At 58.3% G+C, this 16,599-nt stretch carries 15 protein-coding genes and 1 tRNA gene; 10 read left to right on the plus strand and 6 right to left on the minus strand.

The genetic code is table 11. The annotated features are described in order from the left end of the window. Position 1: 1 nt before the first annotated feature. The 4 genes from fliF to ACVDG9_RS19620 all read right to left on the minus strand — a co-directional run bounded on the left by fliF (position 2) and on the right by ACVDG9_RS19620 (position 5,394). Positions 2–1,615 (minus strand): flagellar basal-body MS-ring/collar protein FliF, encoded by a 1,614-nt coding sequence (gene fliF / locus ACVDG9_RS19605; RefSeq protein WP_031268276.1) that lies wholly within the window; start codon positions 1,613–1,615, stop codon positions 2–4. A gap of 310 nt (positions 1,616–1,925) precedes the next feature. Continuing rightward, positions 1,926–2,201, minus strand: coding sequence for a CtrA inhibitor SciP (gene sciP, locus ACVDG9_RS19610; protein ID WP_022998157.1), 276 nt, complete (start codon positions 2,199–2,201; stop codon positions 1,926–1,928). A 381-nt stretch (positions 2,202–2,582) separates the two neighbouring features. After that, on the minus strand, positions 2,583–3,242 hold the full coding sequence (locus ACVDG9_RS19615) for a flagellar hook assembly protein FlgD (RefSeq protein WP_447238754.1): 660 nt from the start codon (positions 3,240–3,242) through the stop codon (positions 2,583–2,585). A 31-nt stretch (positions 3,243–3,273) separates the two neighbouring features. Continuing rightward, positions 3,274–5,394: a flagellar hook-length control protein FliK gene (locus ACVDG9_RS19620; RefSeq protein ID WP_447238755.1), complete on the minus strand. Its 2,121-nt coding sequence runs from the start codon at positions 5,392–5,394 to the stop codon at positions 3,274–3,276. Between the two features lie 308 nt (positions 5,395–5,702). Here ACVDG9_RS19620 and mnmA point away from each other — a divergent pair, with 308 nt between their 5' ends. Together mnmA and ACVDG9_RS19630 are read left to right on the plus strand one after the other, a co-directional pair. Then, on the plus strand, positions 5,703–6,881 hold the full coding sequence (gene mnmA / locus ACVDG9_RS19625; RefSeq protein WP_152505748.1) for a tRNA 2-thiouridine(34) synthase MnmA: 1,179 nt from the start codon (positions 5,703–5,705) through the stop codon (positions 6,879–6,881). A gap of 114 nt (positions 6,882–6,995) precedes the next feature. Beyond that, positions 6,996–7,072, plus strand: a tRNA-Met gene (locus ACVDG9_RS19630). 434 nt (positions 7,073–7,506) lie between these two features. Here ACVDG9_RS19630 and ACVDG9_RS19635 read toward each other — a convergent pair. Beyond that, the gene (locus tag ACVDG9_RS19635) at positions 7,507–7,782 is read right to left on the minus strand and encodes a hypothetical protein (RefSeq protein ID WP_367019878.1); all 276 of its coding nucleotides are present in this window, start codon (positions 7,780–7,782) and stop codon (positions 7,507–7,509) included. A gap of 240 nt (positions 7,783–8,022) precedes the next feature. On the opposite strand from ACVDG9_RS19635, the gene ACVDG9_RS19640 reads away from it, so the two are divergent. The 5 genes from ACVDG9_RS19640 (at position 8,023) to ACVDG9_RS19660 (ending at position 13,355) form a co-directional block, all read left to right on the plus strand. Continuing rightward, entirely contained in the window at positions 8,023–8,970 is a 948-nt protein-coding gene (locus ACVDG9_RS19640) for a hypothetical protein (RefSeq protein ID WP_447238756.1), read from the plus strand. Positions 8,971–8,988: 18 nt separating this feature from the next. Next, complete coding sequence (locus ACVDG9_RS19645) at positions 8,989–9,393, plus strand: DUF6636 domain-containing protein (protein ID WP_367019880.1); 405 nt, start codon at positions 8,989–8,991, stop codon at positions 9,391–9,393. 33 nt (positions 9,394–9,426) lie between these two features. Beyond that, positions 9,427–9,987 (plus strand): hypothetical protein, encoded by a 561-nt coding sequence (locus ACVDG9_RS19650; protein ID WP_447238757.1) that lies wholly within the window; start codon positions 9,427–9,429, stop codon positions 9,985–9,987. Positions 9,988–10,379: 392 nt separating this feature from the next. Then, on the plus strand, positions 10,380–11,576 hold the full coding sequence (locus tag ACVDG9_RS19655) for a mandelate racemase/muconate lactonizing enzyme family protein (RefSeq protein WP_447238758.1): 1,197 nt from the start codon (positions 10,380–10,382) through the stop codon (positions 11,574–11,576). 252 nt (positions 11,577–11,828) lie between these two features. After that, positions 11,829–13,355: a phospholipase D family protein gene (locus tag ACVDG9_RS19660; RefSeq protein ID WP_447238759.1), complete on the plus strand. Its 1,527-nt coding sequence runs from the start codon at positions 11,829–11,831 to the stop codon at positions 13,353–13,355. Positions 13,356–13,454: 99 nt separating this feature from the next. Here ACVDG9_RS19660 and ACVDG9_RS19665 read toward each other — a convergent pair whose 3' ends face one another. Then, positions 13,455–14,141 (minus strand): FadR/GntR family transcriptional regulator, encoded by a 687-nt coding sequence (locus tag ACVDG9_RS19665; protein WP_023003353.1) that lies wholly within the window; start codon positions 14,139–14,141, stop codon positions 13,455–13,457. Between the two features lie 233 nt (positions 14,142–14,374). Here ACVDG9_RS19665 and ACVDG9_RS19670 point away from each other — a divergent pair, with 233 nt between their 5' ends. The 3 genes from ACVDG9_RS19670 (at position 14,375) to ACVDG9_RS19680 (ending at position 16,590) form a co-directional block, all read left to right on the plus strand. Beyond that, on the plus strand, positions 14,375–15,109 hold the full coding sequence (locus ACVDG9_RS19670; RefSeq protein ID WP_447239043.1) for an ABC transporter substrate-binding protein: 735 nt from the start codon (positions 14,375–14,377) through the stop codon (positions 15,107–15,109). A 72-nt stretch (positions 15,110–15,181) separates the two neighbouring features. After that, complete coding sequence (locus ACVDG9_RS19675; protein ID WP_023003351.1) at positions 15,182–15,853, plus strand: amino acid ABC transporter permease; 672 nt, start codon at positions 15,182–15,184, stop codon at positions 15,851–15,853. Further along, entirely contained in the window at positions 15,853–16,590 is a 738-nt protein-coding gene (locus tag ACVDG9_RS19680) for an amino acid ABC transporter ATP-binding protein (protein WP_023003350.1), read from the plus strand. The genes ACVDG9_RS19675 and ACVDG9_RS19680 overlap by 1 nt, the downstream gene beginning before the upstream one ends. Positions 16,591–16,599 lie beyond the last annotated feature (9 nt).

Here is a 16,599-nt window from a genome sequence, read left to right on the forward strand (position 1 = left end):
GTCAGGCCGCCTGTTCATCCAGCCAACCGCGAACGATGGTCACCGCTTCGGTCGGATGGTCCTTGATCATGTCGCCTACCTTGGCAATCGAGCTTGCCTGCATGGCCCCTTCCTGCTTGGCCTGTTCCAGCCATTCGATCACGAATTCGTCTTCAGCCGATTCTTCCTGTGGCACTTCCGTCTCCACTACCAGCGTCCCATCCGGACCGATCATCAGCTCCTGAGGTTGCTTTTCTTCCGGTGTCACGATGCGGCGCAGCAGCGGGCGAACCACGAAGAGCAGCAGCATCACGGCGATCAGGAACAAAACACCCAGCTCGGCAAAACGAATGATGTCGTTGCGGGTGAAATCGAACAGGCTGTCACTTTCAGCCAGCAGGTCGTCCTGCGGCGGCAGGGCGAACTGCAGGTTCACGACTTCCACAACATCGCCCCGCTCGGCATCGAAACCGACTGCGGAGCGCACCAGAACAGCGATCCGGTCCAGGGTTTCCTGGGCGCGCGGTGTATAGGTGCTGCCGCCATTGCCATCCGGCTGGTAGGTGCCGTCAACCAGCACCGCAACGGACAGACGCTTGATCTTGCCAGCTTCGACAACTTCGGTCCGGGTCGAGTGGGAAATCTCGTAGTTGACGATTTCCTCGGTAATGGACGACGTGTCGCGCTCTGCCTGCCCCTGACCAGCATCGGCGTTCGGAAGCTGGTTGGCAACAGTAACCTGCCCGTTCCGGGACACGGCGGAAGAAGCTTCTTCCTTGGACTGGGTCGAACGCACCACCTGCCCGTCCGGATCGAAGGTCTCGGTGGTTTCCGTCAGGCGATTATAGTCGACTTCCGCGTTGACGCGAACCCGTGCCCGTCCAGGGCCGACGACGGAGTTCAGAATTTCCTCGATCTGGTTGCGCAGCCGGCCTTCGACCTCGACAGTCCGCTCCTGCAGCGAATTCGTCATCAGGCCGTCTTCGTCGTTGCCCGCGCCGGAAGCCAGCAGACGGCCGCTTTCGTCGACAATCGAGACACGGTCGGGCTCAAGTCCGTCAACCGCGGTGGCAACCAGATGCTGGACCGCCCGGATTTCGCCCGGGCCGAGAGCACCACGAACGTTCAGCACGATCGACGCTGACGGCGGACGACGGTCTCTCTGGAACAGCTGGCGCTCCGGGATAACCAGGTGAACGCGGGCGGCGCGGATGCGGTCGAGGGAGCCGATCGTGCGCGACAGCTCGCCTTCCATGGCGCGCAGGTGATTGATGTTCTGAACGAAGCTGGTGGCGCCAAGAGTGTCTGAACGGTCGAAGATCTCGTAGCCGATAGAGCCGCCGGTCGGCAGGCCTTCAGCAGCAAGCTGCATGCGCAGGCGGGCGACCTGCTCGTTCGGAACCAGAATGGAGGCACCCTGACGGGCGATCTCGAATTGCACGCCCTGGCTTTCCAGCTGGGAAACGATCGATGCGGAATCCTCAAGGGTCAACTCATTGTAGAGTGTCGTCATCTGGGGTGCCGTCACCCGAAAGATGATGAAGGCGAAGACGCCGACGAGGATGGCGGCAACTGCCCCCATTGCAGCAATGCGTGCCGCCCCCAAGGTTCTGATGAATTCTACAAGTCCGTTCACGAATGCCCGCCCGCATTTGAAACATGCCCCTGCCGTTATTATTGGAGTCGGCTGGGCACGCCACACCTTCGATGGGCAAAATTTGCCGCCCAGGTGGTTAACAAGTGGTTAACAAAACCTTTCCAATAGGGGCGGATCGGCGGGTTTCCGCCATTTCGATTAATGCAAACTGCAACTGAGGTGGGGAAAAACTGCCTACCTCATTAATTTTTGGATAAGTTCCGTACGGACAGCAAGACAAATAAAAAGGCCGGCAGTGCCGACCTTTTGATTGCGCCCCACCGGCGCATTGCAGAAACCGTGTTCCGGGTCAATTTCGATATTGCTGGACCCGGGTCGCTCGAAGCCCGGCAAGACCGTGCTTTTCAATCGAGCTTTGCCAGGAGAGGAACTCCTCAACTGTCAGAGTGTATCTCTGGCACGCTTCTTCAAGGGACAACAAGCCACCGCGAACTGCGGCAACCACCTCTGCCTTGCGGCGGATGACCCACCGCTTTGTCGAAGTCGGAGGCAGGTCCGCAATGGTAAGCGGGCTCCCGTCCGGTCCGATGACATATTTTACACGCGAACGAATGTGTTCGGTCATTGTACTCTCACACTAACCATGACCAAGGCTGATTTGAGACTACAAGATGACGCTTAACAAACGCCTAAAGCAAAATTGTGTTTTTATTAACTATAAAATCTAAATTTAGTGAATGATATTTAGGATTTCGCAAAGATAAAGGGTCCAATTCTAAATAGTATTATATGAAATCGTTAACCATATTTACCTGACCGTGCAATTTGCAAGGCAATTCGATTAACCTGAAAATTGCACCCCTCCTCCGACCACACTTCATTCTTGTTTTTTGTGCCGGCAAATGTCCCGCTGATTACGATCAGCCCCTTGAAACATCGAGAAAACGCGAAAAACCGCCCCGGAGGCATCCGGAGCGGTTTTCAAAAAATGTGAATGTGTGGCTGATCAGGACGGCCGGGCGACCGACACCACGGAACTGACCGGAAACTCCTGACTGCCAACCTTCAGCACCGCTTCGCCGCTCGACCAGTCAACGCTGTCGACGATGCCCGATACGGTCGTCTTGACGGTTTCCGGCCGGCTGGAGGCGTCCTTCACATTAAAGGAGATGGTGTAGAGCCCGTTCACGGCCTGCTGGCCGGAATCAGTCTGCCCGTTCCAGTAGAAGGTGCCGTCGCCTGCTGCCAGCTCGATGTCACCGCTATAGACGATGGACCCGCTTGTATTGCGGATCTCGAAGGTGCCAGTCGCATCTTCCGCCACATTATAGCTCCAGCTGGCCTGACTGCCCGACAGGGTCGTCGTGGAAGCATCAGCAGTCACTTCATTGCCGATATAGCTGACGTAGCTCAAGCTCTGGTTGCTCGTCAGCGAGGCAATGATTTCTTCAAGGTTCTGGTTCTGCTTGATGGCCTGCTCGACGCTCGAATACTGAACCAGCTGATTGGTGTATTCGGCCGAGTCCAGCGGATCCAGCGGATCCTGGTTCTGGATCTGCGTCGTCAGGATGCTCAGGAACAGTTCGTAATCGGCGATGAGGCCGGCCTGGCTGCTTGCCGAGCCGGTCTGCGACGATGCAGAGGAAGTTGGAGAAACGGTTGTCATTTTTTCACTCCTGAGGCAGCAACTCGCCCCGTTACACTTTCATGTCCAGGCCGCCGCGCTGTTCCGCGATGGTCATTCTGACAATGTCTTCAAGCATCGGATCGGCTTCCGCGGAAACCGTGCCTCCGCCACCATTCGAGGCCGGCTGATGTCCATCCCCTCCCTGTTCGGAGCCGAACTGCTGGCCGCCGTCCTGTCTCAGGGAGAATTGCAGGTTGTCTGAATCCGGGTTGAGCCCTGCCGCTTCCAGCGCCCGCTCCAGGCCGCGCTGATCACGCAGGAACATGTCCAGCGTCTCCGGCCGGTCGACACGCAGATGGGCCTGGACCTTGCCGTCGTGAGAAACCTTCATCTCAACCTCGACCCGGCCGAGTTCCGGCGGGTCGAAACGCATCTGGAAACGGGTCTGACCATCCTTCAGATTGCGCGCAATCTCTGCGGCCACCTGGGTAGCCACCTGACCGGACTGGCTCTGGCTGGGCGCCTGTAGGCTCTCGGTCCGCATAGCCCCTGCCAGATCGCCGCCGCGTACCGTTGCCGCGCCGAACTCGCCGGAAATGCTGGTGTGCTGCAATTCAGCAGGCATATCGGCTTCGTCAGCCGCAATATTCGACAGCGCCGCAGCAGCGACAGGACCAGCCAGGGCCGCTCCGCGTGGCTCAGGTCCCGTTTGCTCCGCGCCCTTGGCAGCAGGTCCGGCAGCAGCATCTTGCGTATTGCCTGCCCCCTGCGGACCAGACGCTTCACCCGTGACCGGTTTGACGAGACCCGTACCTTCCTCGGCAACAGGCTCACCAGCCAGCAACTGTTCGGACGACACCGGCTGCGGCGTTGCCTGAACCGGCTGCTGAACAGGAACGGCACCCGCATTCACGGCGGCAGCAACCTGCGTGGTGGCCGCGCTCATCGCGGTTCCTGCCTGTGCGCTCGCCTCACCCGTTTGCGTGTTCGCCGCTACCGGCTGGGCTGACGTCTCGCCATCCACCACGGGTGCGGCAGGCACTGCAGGAACCTGCGTGCCTTCAGATGCCGCAGCAGCCTTTGCGACTGCCGAGACAGACGCTGCAACAGTTCCGGCAGGCGTTGCTGCGGCAACCTGGAGACCAGGCGCTTCACCAGCTCCCTGCCCCGGCGCCTGACCGCCAACCACCGCACCGGCCTGCACGCTTGCCTGGACAGGCAACGTCACGGCCGGCTGCTGGCCGACTGGCTGAGCGGCGGGCGTTACCGACGCCCGGAATTCTTTCGGCAGTTCGCTCTGCCAGCGGCGCTCTGTCGTGACAGGCGCTGGCCGGGCAACTGCCGCCTGCGCCTCCGCCGCTGTAGCAGGTGTTGCCTGCCCGGCTGCTTCAGGCTGCGCGGCACCTGCCTCAACACCGTTCAGCGCGCCGGCAAAGCTCGGTGCCGTAGCCGGTGCAGAACCTCCGGAACCTGCACCAGCTCCGGCATCTGCCGCGGGAACAGGCGCAGCCCCGTTTGCGGCACCAGCGGAAGGCACCGCTGGAACGCTGCCTGCAAGACCTGCGCTTCCCGAAAGAGCTGCACCGGGCGCACCTGCATCGGCAGAGGCAGGCGTGATAGCCGCGCCTTCGCCAGCAGGAGCCGGAACAACAGGCGCAACAGGAGCGACCGGCACAAATTCCGCAGCCAGGGCAACGTCGGCGGTTTGCGCTGCCTCATCACCTTCAGAGGGAAGCAGACCCTGATCCGCATCACCGGGTTGCCCCGCGTTGAGCGGCGGAGTGCCGGCCACGATATCGCCGGAAAGAAGAGGATCGGTAACCGGGACCGTCGGATCCACCGCAACCGCGGGTGCAAGTTCGCCTGTCACCACGGAGGTCTGGATCTGCGCGGCAACCACCCCCGGCTTCACCGGATCGGCCGCCCGGCCGGTCTTGGTGGAAACCACGGCACTGACCTGACCCTTGTCTGGCCCTGCGCCCTTCGCGGCGCCCTGCCCCGAGATCGAGCTCAGCTCGTCGGCAAATCCGTTTGCCTTGCCCCCAACAGAGGAAGCAGCCGCACCTGCAGAAGCCTGCCCGCCAGCAAGTGTGCTGCCCGCACCCGCTGCCAGCGCCCCGGCAGAAACATCCGTTGTCAGTCCAAATGGCAGCACGCTTGCCCCCAGATCCCGGCCCGCACCGGCGGGCATATTTCGTCACCGGAATAGAAAGCAAACATCGGGCCAAACGTTGAATTCTGCCAGACCCCTTGATTTTGCTCATCTTTTTCAAAGGCGGAGCGAAACTCTCCCGGGTTTCGGGCGGCAAGCTTTGCCGGTCCGGCAAAGCGTGCCTGCCATGCGGGGGAAGCAATTGGCAGCCGCTCTCCTTATCTGTATAGTGCCGCCAACTTTGAATAGGGCCCTTGATCGCCGCCCGCCCGGCAGGGCGTGGAAGGCTCGGGACGGACAACCGCCCCGCCTGCGCGATCGGCCAAAAACTTCTGGAAGTACACTGGATGCGAAACAGTCTGGATCTGCCCGGCCGCCCGGAAGACACTCGCGTTGTCGTCGCCATGTCCGGCGGGGTCGACAGCTCGGTCGTGGCCGCCCTGATGAAGGCCGAAGGCTACGACGTCATCGGCGTCACCCTGCAGCTTTATGATCACGGCGCCGCCGTCAGCAAGGCCAAGTCCTGCTGCGCGGGCGTCGACATTCATGATGCCCGCCGTGCGGCCGAAACCATCGGCATTCCCCATTACGTGCTGGATTATGAAAGCCGGTTCAAGGAACAGGTCATGGACCGTTTTGCCGACAGCTACATCGCCGGCGAAACCCCGATCCCCTGCGTCTCCTGCAACCAGACGGTCAAGTTCACCGATCTCCTGAAGACCGCGAAGGATCTTGGCGCCGATGCACTGGCAACCGGCCACTATGTCCGCTCCGCCCAGCAGGGCAACAAGCGCGCGCTTTTCCGCCCGGCCGATCTTGACCGCGACCAGAGCTATTTCCTGTTCGCCACCACGCAGGACCAGCTCGATTTCATCCGCTTTCCGCTTGGCGGCATGCCCAAGTCGAAGGTGCGTGAGCTTGCAGCCGAATTCGGCCTGACCGTTGCCAACAAGCCGGACAGCCAGGACATCTGCTTCGTGCCCAACGGCGATTATGCCGAGGTCATCCGCAAGCTGCGCCCCAATGCGGCCGAACCGGGCGAGATCGTCCATATGGACGGCCGCGTGCTGGGTGAGCACGACGGCATCATCCATTACACCATCGGCCAGCGCCGCGGCCTTGGCGTTGCGACGGGCGATCCGCTCTATGTGGTGCGCCTCGACCCGGACGAGCGCCGTGTCGTCGTCGGCCCTCGCGAGGCACTGGCGACCCGCACCATCCTGCTGCGCGAAATGAACTGGATCGGCGATCAGCCGCTGGACGAAGGCGACGAGATCGAGCTGTTCGCCAAGGTCCGCTCCACCCGCCCGCCGGCACCTGCCACCTTGCGCATCCTGAACGGCAAGGCGTTCGTGGATCTTGCCAACGGCGAAACCGGCGTCGCCCCGGGCCAGGCCTGCGTCTTCTTTGATACGGATGACGAAACAGCCCGTGTTCTGGGCGGTGGCTGGATCCACAAGACCGAACGCACGGGCGACTGGGCGATCGATTTTCCACAGGTCAAAGCCCCGGTTTCCGCGGCCTGAGGCCAGACAAAAAACTTTGCGGCCGGACGCCAATTCAACGCTTGACGCCCGCCCGCCGCCTCACTATAAGCACCCCACGTCGCGCGGGCCACCCAGGCTCGGATCGCACGGGATGGCGGAGTAGCTCAGCCGGTTAGAGCAGCGGAATCATAATCCGCGTGTCGGGGGTTCGAGTCCCTCCTCCGCTACCAACATCTTGCAACGAGATCTTCGTACCGTAGTCGCAACATGATCGCAGGCTAACTCTGCTTGCGGCCAGCAAGAGCACAAAAGCAATTTCTCACCTACTTGTAGCCAAAGCTCGCAGCCAATGGCTTGGTTTCAACGCCCGCCAAATTGATCACACCCCATTTTTTCACCAGGGGCCACAAACGTCTTAGGTGGGACTGTCAGGAAACAGGCTGCTCGTGACGGATGATCCGAGCGAAACAGTCATTCATCTGTCTCGGCGGCGCAGGCGATTTCGGCCCATAGCGGTCATTGCCATGCTCATCGACAATCGTCCGTTTATTGTCTTTCGAACTTGCCAGATGAAATTCGCGCTTGGTTAAAAGCCCGACGACGAAGAATGAAACATATGCAATTATCAGGAAGATGATTTTGACGCCGTATGGCTGCTTCGTCGTCAACCTGGAAGACTGCAAAATGGCAGGCAATCTATACCTCTACCCTCAGCAACCATGTACGTTTTTCCGTCGATTTCCACCCCAAGGAAAGATGCTGCATTCCACCAATAACCGGCACCACCACCTTCTCTGGCGGCATCGCATTGTTTTCCCAGATACAGAACTGTACCGTCCGTAAGCGTAACCGATGCTCCGTGCTCATTGCATTTAACGATTTCCTCGGCTTGCGTCGAGGTTGCGACGACAAGAGCTGCCAACAAAATGATTTTTCGCATATCAAGTTTCCAAATGAATAATCTCGAACACCCATAGGTATCTTGACCATCTGTGTTCAACAACGGTGACATTAAAGCCAATCATGTGATGCAGGCTACATAAAGTAATCTCATCCGCAAGCTAAGATTTTTTAAAGTGCTGATGCAAGCCTTAAGAGGAACAGATATTCTTGCTTCCGCTGCCGGAACATTCGGCAACATCGACTTTAGTTTTCAGAAAATGACTTTCTTGGAGAAGACATGAAAATTTCAAAAACTCTGATCTCACTTTTATTGTTTTTTGTTGGTTTTCAGTTTCCGGCCGTTTCGCAGACGGTAAGTCCCATTGCTCCCGTTCCGGGTGATCCGCTGATCGATTATCAGATAGACAACTGTGAAGGCACAAGAGGCTTTGGCTGGCTCAAATATGAGCCCGCCGGATTACTGCGCCTTAGCGATCTCTGTTTGAATGAAGAAACCGGAACAGCCGTTGCTGCCGAGACCTTGTATGACCTCGAGTTGACGGCAAAGAGCAGAAACGGCCGTAAGTTTGAAGACCTCGCCTCTGGTGCAAATGAGTATCAACGGGATCGTATTGAGATCACTGGAGATCAAAATGCGCCGAATTGCACTCAAGACAACGTTGAAAGTTTCCAGTTCTGGGCAAACGGCTCTTCGGTGAAACTGGTGCCGGGCCAACGAACTGCCTGGATTAATGGGTACACCATTCCTGTGACAAGTCCGGCCCCGATGAAGCCGAAGGCTCAACTCTTGCTCGGGATCCGGAACATAACCCAAGCGGACACCGGTTCAAACACTTTCCCCAATGGGCTCATCACAAACGGTTTTGGAGACATTTACGGTGACGCGTCTTTCACCGGCGCCGATGGCTCAATATCCCTAATCGAAGGCGCTGGATACAACTACGGAGAAGCTCGGGGCGAACTGTCTGTCAAGTTTTCAGGCAATGGTGAGTTCACGATTAGCGGTTCCTTCACTGCCAAGAACCAGCGACTTAAGGGCCATGAAGCCAACGAAATGATCCAAATCTACGGCGATATTGTTCATTTTCGCGGACATGTTCTGGGATCCGGCGGCGAGCAACTTCTTGGGCACGGCATCGTACGAGGTGAGCTTCTGGATGCCAGCGGAAGAACTCATAGCTACCGGTCAACCGCTTACATTATCAGCTGCATGTCTTTTGAGTGATTTCACAGGAGAAGTTTAATGCGAATATTTCTGATTATTTTTTTTCTGGTTCTTCCAGCATCCGTCCAGGCCGACGGGTTGGGCTTCATGACACCCTCGAAAAATATTTACTGTAACGGAGGAGTAACTGGCGGCGGTCATTTGTACTGCACGATTATCAATCGCAGCGGCCCCACACCTCTTCCGAAGCCCGCTTCATGCAATGGATACTGGGGACACGAGTTCTACATAGAAGCATTCGGCCGAGTGAAATTGCTTTGTAGCCAACGACCTGAAACCGTGGACTACACAGACATCGCTCACTACGGAGTGTCAGGGGAATTCGGAAGCGTGAACTGCCGCTCGGAAAAAACCGGGTTTACATGCACCAATGCTGACGGCCACGGGTTCTTTTTGTCCCGCCGGAAACAACTCGTATTTTGATTGAAAGATATTTTGGGGGAGGATTTGAATGTGATGAAAACCTTGTACGCTCTCTCTCTGATGTATGTAGCGTCTGTTCCCGTTAGCAGCGCCCAAGCCGGGCAAGTTGAATCCGCATGGGAAGTGTTCACTCAAAAATGTCAGCAGTTTCTCGATAATCCCAGTGGGTTTTTAGATCGGTCGGACAGAAATATTCCAAATTGGAAATGGATTATCCGCAAGGAACCAAACACCGGTTTCTTTGAGTATTTCTCAGTTCCTCCCGGAGAGAAAATGCAATTTTCAGCGATAAGGCATGCAGGCGTAGAGAATGATTTTCTGCACTGCTCACTCTCGGTAGTTTCAGAAAGGCCGGGGTTAGCCGAAACGATCTCCAGACATCTTTCAACTCTTCCTGATGTTCAGCAAGTTGGGGGCGTTATCGACTTTCCGAATGAATTAGGAATGTCAAACGATCTAAAACGATATTATTCAACATCGATCCGAACTTCCCTCGCCGGTGTTTTTGATAGTCAGAATGTCTCCACCCAGGTTCGTGTCGATGATCTCGGCGGTTACTATTTTGAGGTTCATGCAGTTCGCCCCTCCGAATGAGGCAGAAGGAGTTGTTGATTTGAAGTGTTTGGTAACTCCAGGCTTCTCGCTCTGCTCCTCATGGACCACTTAATGAAAGCCTAGATCTAGATCATCTTTTTTGCAGCGCACAACTGCTTCATAACCGATGCTACCATTTGTTCATCGCGCCGCGAACACCAGCTTCCCGCCCTCAATAGACCCACACTCGTCCGTAATTAACGGCAACTCAGCAATTCAGGCTGAAACACTGCCTCTATAGAGACCGCCCCCGCCATCCGATTGGACTCTGAAAATTGTCAAATTGGATATGTTGGCCAGACCAATTCCTTTCTAGCGTTCACGCAACAGCCGACTGTTCTCCTGATGCTCCTGGATCCTTCAGGCAGCGCTCCCTTTTCAATGGACCGAACATGCAAGTGCTTGACCGCGTTGAACTTTACCTTGTGAAAACACCCCTGCCCGCGCCGCATGCGCCGTCGTGGATACCTGGAACGATCCGGACCCATGTCTCCATGTGCATCGTCCGGTTCATCACCGATGACGGTGTTGAAGGATGGAGCGGGTTTCCGGCTGCGGGGCGTGAGCGCGCCGGGCTGGGCGACCTCTTGGCGGGTCTGTTTCTCGGCCAGGATGCAGGCGATATCGAAAGGCTTTCCGAGCGCATCCAGATCATGGCGGCGGGCGGCAATTTCAACTGGTGGCTTGAGCCTGCCTTCTGGGACATCAAGGCCAAGAGCGCGGGACTGCCGCTCTACAAGCTGCTTGGCGGAACGGATGACCGCATCAGGCTTTATGCTTCCTCCGGCGAGCTTCGGGACCCGGGCGCACGGCGCGAGGAAGCCGAAGCCCGGCTTGCCGAAGGGTTCGACACGATGAAAATTCGTGTCCATGACTTCGATGAGGCCGTTGATATCGACCATATTTCCGATATCGCCCGTCACATGCAGGGACGGATGAGGATCTCGGTCGACTGCAATCAGGCCTTCCGCCTGACGCAGAACGGCGATGCACCGCTCTGGTCGCTGGACAGGGCCAAACGCTTTGTCGATGCTGCTGCGGATGTCGGCCTTGCCTGGGTGGAAGAACCGCTGTTTGGCGAATGGCACGAGGAAATCGCCAGACTGACAACCTATTCGCGCGTTCCTGTCGCCGGTGGCGAACTTCATGTCATGGGCTACAGGGAACTCGCCCGGATGATGAAGATGGGCTGCTACAATATCTTCCAGCCCGATGCCATGTGGGCCGGCGGGATTACCCAGTGTCTCAAGGTTGCCGCGCTCTGCAGGCAAGAAGGCATCAGGTTCACGCCGCATTGCTGGTCAAACGGCTTCGGTTTCATCGCAAATGCGCATGTCTTTGCCGCCTGCGGCTTTGCCGGTGAGGAGCTGTTTGAATATCCGATCTCACCACCGGGCTGGACACCGGAAGGCCGCGACCAGATCTTCTCGCAGCCGTTCCTGCACGAAAACGGCTGGTTTGCCATGCCGCAGACACCTGGCCTCGGCTTCGAGATCAATCAGGAAACCCTTGAGAAATACGGGCAATGTTTCTTCAAGGCCAGCCGCAACTCCTCGCACTGGATGCCGGAAGCGCTGCCTGCTCCTTAAAGGTCTCCCCCACGTCTGGCGTGCGCCGTTCACGCGATCTTCGCCCCGAAGGCACAGGAAAAAGAAACACCGCGCGGCAGGTGCCGGAGCGCGCCTGTCAATCTGCACAATGGACCGGCGTGCAGGCATGAAGTAACAATTCAGGGTAGAGTTTGCCGATAGCCCCGGTCCTTGCCTCAGTCACCAAGGTCGATCCTTGACGCCGGGCGAGAACGGAGCCCTTGGCAACCTGTGTCTGTCATGCGGGGAACGATGCGAAGCTGGGCCTGCCTTCTCTGTCTTGCAACGCTGCTTCTGGCAGCCTGTTCGACGTTGAACACGGACTACCCGCGCGTCGAGACGAGTGCCTTTACGGCCTATCGCAGCACCTCTCTGGGCCGCCTGTTCCGGGCCGCGGAAAAAAGCCATCCGGGCAGATCGGGTGTCTCGCTCGTCACGACAGGGCGCAACGCCTTTGCCATCCGCGTGGCCATGACGGAGCTCGCCGAGCACAGCCTCGATCTGCAATACTACATCTGGGACGCGGACCAGAGCGGGCGCATCCTCGCGCAGGCCCTGTTGCGCAGCGCGGATCGCGGTGTGCGCGTGCGTCTCCTCATCGACGATATCAACGTCAACGGACGCGATGAAATCCTCGCCAGTCTGGACGCCCATCCGAATATCGAGATCCGGTTGTTCAACCCCTTCGTGAGCCGGTCCTCGCGGGTCTTCAACCTGATCGGTGACTTCGACCGCCTGAACCACCGCATGCACAACAAGCTGATGATCGCCGACAATGCAGTTGCGCTTCTCGGCGGGCGCAATATCGGCGACCACTATTTCGACGTCTCCGAGGAATCCAACTACCGCGACCTGGACATTGCCGCGGTCGGCCCGGTGGTGCGGGATGCCTCGAGCGTCTTCGATTATTTCTGGAACAGGGACTGGTCGGTGCCTGTCGCGGCCAGCGTCAACCGGACCTTTGGCGAAACCGACCTGGAAATGGCCCGGGTGAAACTGGAAGAGACGATCGATACCGAAGGATATCCCTATCCTTTCCGCCAGAGGGTCACTGCCGTCCGCCAGTCGATGTCCTCGCTCACAAGGCAACTGGTCTGGGCACCGGCCTTTGTCGTCTGGGACGATCCGGCCGATTTCATCGCGGGAAAAAGCGGCGGCAAGATCCTCAAGGCACTTGTCGGCAAGGTGGACGGGCTCAAACGCGAACTCCTGATGGAAAACGCCTATTTCGTTCCGACGCAGGCAGGCGCGGACAAGCTGAAGCAGCTTACGGCGCGCGGCGTGAAGGTCCGCGTTCTCACCAACTCGCTCGGTTCAAACGATGTGGTTGCGGTTCACGCCGGCTATTCGAAATACCGCGCGGAACTTCTGGAAGCCGGCATAGAGCTGCATGAGGTCAGGGCCGATTCCGCAAGGGTTCAGCAAACGCTCTTTTCGACAGACTCCAAGGCCGGGCTGCACACCAAGGCCGCGGTCTTCGACGGAGCCTCGATTTTCGTCGGCAGTTTCAATCTGGATCCACGATCAGCCAACCTCAATACGGAGATCGGCCTCTACGTGGAAAGCCCGGAACTGGCACGCAGGTTGACAGTGTTCCTGAATGAAGGCGTTTCGCTGAAAAACAGCTACCGGCTCGAACTGGACGACAACGGCAGGATCCTCTGGAAGAGCGAAGAAGATGGCAAGATCGTCACCTTCACCTCCGACCCGGGATCGTCACTGGGCCAGCGCTTCACCTCCGGCATCATCGCAACGCTTCCCGTCGAAGGTCAGTTGTAGGTGGGAGGAAAGGGGTAGCAGGCTCCTCTCCGCCAACCGCCCCCGCCCCCGCCCCCACTGTTCCGATACAAGCTGGAAACGGCGCAGGCGTTTGGCACTTCAAGCGATCTCGAACCCGGCGCACAGCGCGGTGTTGGCGACATGGCTGCGCATTGCGGTTCGGGCGGCTTCCGCGTCGCCCTTGCGCAGTTCGGCAACGATAACCCGGTGCTCAGCCAGCGAGGCCCGCATGCGCAGCGGATCCGTGATCGGGATCGGCTGGCGCTGGGTTTCCGTCAGAAGTTTCCGGACCTGATCGTAAAGGCCCGCGATCATGCGGTTCCTGCACCGCCGGGCAATCAGGTCGTGAAACTCCAGATCGGCATCCACGTTGCTAAGGAAGTCACGATTGGACCAGGCCTGTTCCATCAGGTCGGTCAGTTGCGAGAGCCGGTCGAGATCTTCCTCCGACAGTCGCCCCGCTGCATGAGCCGCAATCTCGCCTTCAAGGACAAGCCGGGTCTCGAACACTTCCTGAAGGGAATGTTCCTCGGCGAACTTCCAGTCCGACATGGTCTTGCCCGAACCGGTGCCGACGACAAACGTCCCCCTGCCCGCTTCGGTCTTGATCAGGCCGATGGTTTCAAGGGTCAGCAGGGCTTCGCGCAATGAGGCCCTGCTGACACCGAACTCTTCCGACATTTCCCGCTGAGAAGGGATCTTCTCCCCGCTCTTGAGCGCTCCGCTGAGGATCATCTCCTGAAGCTTGCGGGCGATGCTCTGCGGAACCGGCGTACGTGTAATCATTGTGTCTTTCATGGTTCGTACGGCGCGTGTGCCGTTCTGCCTTTCTTTTAGCCCGCCGAAACGCGATCAGCATCATTTTAACGCTTGCATCCCGTTTGATCGATCTGTTTACTGGTCTAACTGGTCAGACCAGTCATACCAGTTAGACCAAGAATAATCACCAGGGGAATAAAATGTCTCTTCACTCCTTCATCAAAACGGCTGCAACCGTAGGCTTGCTCACGTTTTCCTCCATGACCACCGCCATGGCCGCAGACCTGACAGTCGGCGCCAACATCGGCAACGTTCCGTGGGAATTCCAGGATGAGTCGGGCAAGACTGTCGGTTTTGAAATCGATCTTGCAACCGAGGTCGCAAACAGGCTCGGCAAATCGATCGAGTTTGAAAACATCCCGTTCAACGGGCTGTTTTCCGCGGTCCAGTCGGGCCGGATCGACATGGCGGTGTCCTCGATCACCATCACCAACAAGCGTCTGGAATCGGTCACATTCGCCCAGCCTTACTATGACAGCGACCAGTCCCTCACCGTTACCGCCGACAGTGGCCTGAAATCGGTTGCCGACATGAAAGGCAAGGTCATCGGCGTCGACACGGGCTCTACCGGCGACATCTGGGCCACCGAAAATCAGGAGAAATACGGCTTTGGTGAAATCCGCCGCTACGAAGGCCTGGCCCCGGCCATGCTCGACCTGACGGCGGGCCGCATCGACGGCTACATTAGCGACATCCCGGCGCTGCTTTATTACACCAAGGACAAGCCGAACCTTGCGGTCGTCGAACGCATCACTACCGGCGAACAGTACTCCATGATGTTTGCCAAGGACGCGGAACTGGCAAGCCAGGTGAACGACGTCCTGTCCGAACTGAAGAAGGAAGGCGTCGTGGCTGACCTGCACGAGAAATGGTTCGGCTCTCGCGCCGAAGAAACCACCTCGACAGTCACCATCCTCGACATGCCCAAGCTGTAAGCAAAGCACGCGCGGGCCGCCTTCGGGAGGGCCCGCGCCTTCCCTGATTCCAGCCATTCTTCCGGACTTTTCATGGACCTCTTCGAAACGTTCTTCAACGTTCCGGTCTTCATCCGAACGTTTCCGCTCCTCATGAGCGGCCTTGTCGTAACCTTGCAAATCGGGGCAACCAGTATCGTTGCCGGCCTCGTTCTCGGGCTTTGCCTTTCCCTTGTGCGCATGTACGGCTCACCCTGGATACGTGTACCGGCCGCCATCTATATCGACATCTTCCGGTCAATCCCGCTGCTCGTACTCCTGATCGTCGTCTACTACGCCCTTCCATTCGTCGGCATCAGACTGTCACCATTCCTGTCCGCCACGCTCGCGCTGACGCTCGTGTCCGGCGCCTATACCGCAGAAATCTTTCGGGCGGGCATTCAGGCGATTCCCGTCGGACAGTTTGAAGCCTCGCGCGCACTTGGCCTGTCCTACAAGGACATGATGGTCGACGTCGTGCTGCCGCAGGCCATCAAGATCGTTATCCCGCCACTGACGAACAACTGCATCAACGTGATGAAGGACACCGCATTGGCCTCCGTCGTTGCCATGCCGGACCTTCTCAAGCAGGCAACCCAGGCCCAGGCCCTTGCCGCCAACCCCACGCCCCTGATCGGCGCCGCCATCATCTATCTCGCGTTCCTGTGGCCTTTGGTTGCCCTGGTCTCGCGCTTTGAAAACCGGCTCGGGCGGAGGAGTGCGTGATGCGAAACATCATCGAAATCGAGAACGTTACCAAGCACTACGGCGCCTTTGCCGCGCTCAGTGACATAGACCTGGCGATCGGCGAAGGCGAGGTTGTCTGTGTCATCGGCCCGTCCGGGTCCGGCAAATCCACGCTGATCCGGTGCATCAACCTTCTGGAGAGCTATTCCGACAAGGGCAGCATTCGGGTCGACGGCATTCCGGTGCAGCCCGGACCGACACTGGGCCAGGTCCGCGCCGAAGTCGGCATGGTGTTCCAGTCGTTCAATCTTTTCCCGCACATGAGTGTCCTGAAGAACGTGATGCTGGCCCCCATGCGTGTGCGTAGGACACCGGCTGCGGAGGCTGCCACGAAGGCCCGCGAACTCTTGGCCCGCGTCGGCATTGCCGAACAGGCAGACAAGTTTCCCGGCCAACTGTCCGGCGGTCAGCAGCAACGTGTTGCCATTGCCCGCGCACTGGCAATGGAACCCAAGGTGCTCCTGTTCGATGAACCGACCTCGGCGCTCGATCCGGAAATGGTGGGCGAAGTTCTCGACGTCATGCGCCAGCTTGCCGGAACCGGCGTGACCATGGTCGTGGTCACCCATGAAATGGGCTTTGCCCGCCAGGTGGCCGACAGAGTGATCTTCATGGATGGCGGCAGGATCGTGGAAACCGGAACACCGGCGCAGATTTTCGACACCCCGAAAGAACAAAGAACCCGCAATTTTCTAAGCGCGGTCCTCAACCACTGAAATTTACTG

The organism is Roseibium sp. RP-7, from assembly GCF_053005225.1.

Bases quoted from the DNA above. Each gene is read 5' to 3' on its own strand.
- sciP (WP_022998157.1), bottom strand. From the start codon at position 2,201: ATGACCGAACACATTCGTTCGCGTGTAAAATATGTCATCGGACCGGAC.
- ACVDG9_RS19640 (WP_447238756.1), top strand. From the start codon at position 8,023: ATGAAAATTTCAAAAACTCTGATCTCACTTTTATTGTTTTTTGTTGGT.
- ACVDG9_RS19675 (WP_023003351.1), top strand. From the start codon at position 15,182: ATGGACCTCTTCGAAACGTTCTTCAACGTTCCGGTCTTCATCCGAACG.
- ACVDG9_RS19615 (WP_447238754.1), bottom strand. From the start codon at position 3,242: ATGACAACCGTTTCTCCAACTTCCTCTGCATCGTCGCAGACCGGCTCG.
- ACVDG9_RS19650 (WP_447238757.1), top strand. From the start codon at position 9,427: ATGAAAACCTTGTACGCTCTCTCTCTGATGTATGTAGCGTCTGTTCCC.
- ACVDG9_RS19660 (WP_447238759.1), top strand. From the start codon at position 11,829: ATGCGAAGCTGGGCCTGCCTTCTCTGTCTTGCAACGCTGCTTCTGGCA.
- mnmA (WP_152505748.1), top strand. From the start codon at position 5,703: ATGCGAAACAGTCTGGATCTGCCCGGCCGCCCGGAAGACACTCGCGTT.
- ACVDG9_RS19645 (WP_367019880.1), top strand. From the start codon at position 8,989: ATGCGAATATTTCTGATTATTTTTTTTCTGGTTCTTCCAGCATCCGTC.
- ACVDG9_RS19670 (WP_447239043.1), top strand. From the start codon at position 14,375: ATGACCACCGCCATGGCCGCAGACCTGACAGTCGGCGCCAACATCGGC.
- ACVDG9_RS19635 (WP_367019878.1), bottom strand. From the start codon at position 7,782: ATGCGAAAAATCATTTTGTTGGCAGCTCTTGTCGTCGCAACCTCGACG.
- ACVDG9_RS19665 (WP_023003353.1), bottom strand. From the start codon at position 14,141: ATGATTACACGTACGCCGGTTCCGCAGAGCATCGCCCGCAAGCTTCAG.
- ACVDG9_RS19620 (WP_447238755.1), bottom strand. From the start codon at position 5,394: ATGCCCGCCGGTGCGGGCCGGGATCTGGGGGCAAGCGTGCTGCCATTT.
- ACVDG9_RS19655 (WP_447238758.1), top strand. From the start codon at position 10,380: ATGCAAGTGCTTGACCGCGTTGAACTTTACCTTGTGAAAACACCCCTG.
- ACVDG9_RS19680 (WP_023003350.1), top strand. From the start codon at position 15,853: ATGCGAAACATCATCGAAATCGAGAACGTTACCAAGCACTACGGCGCC.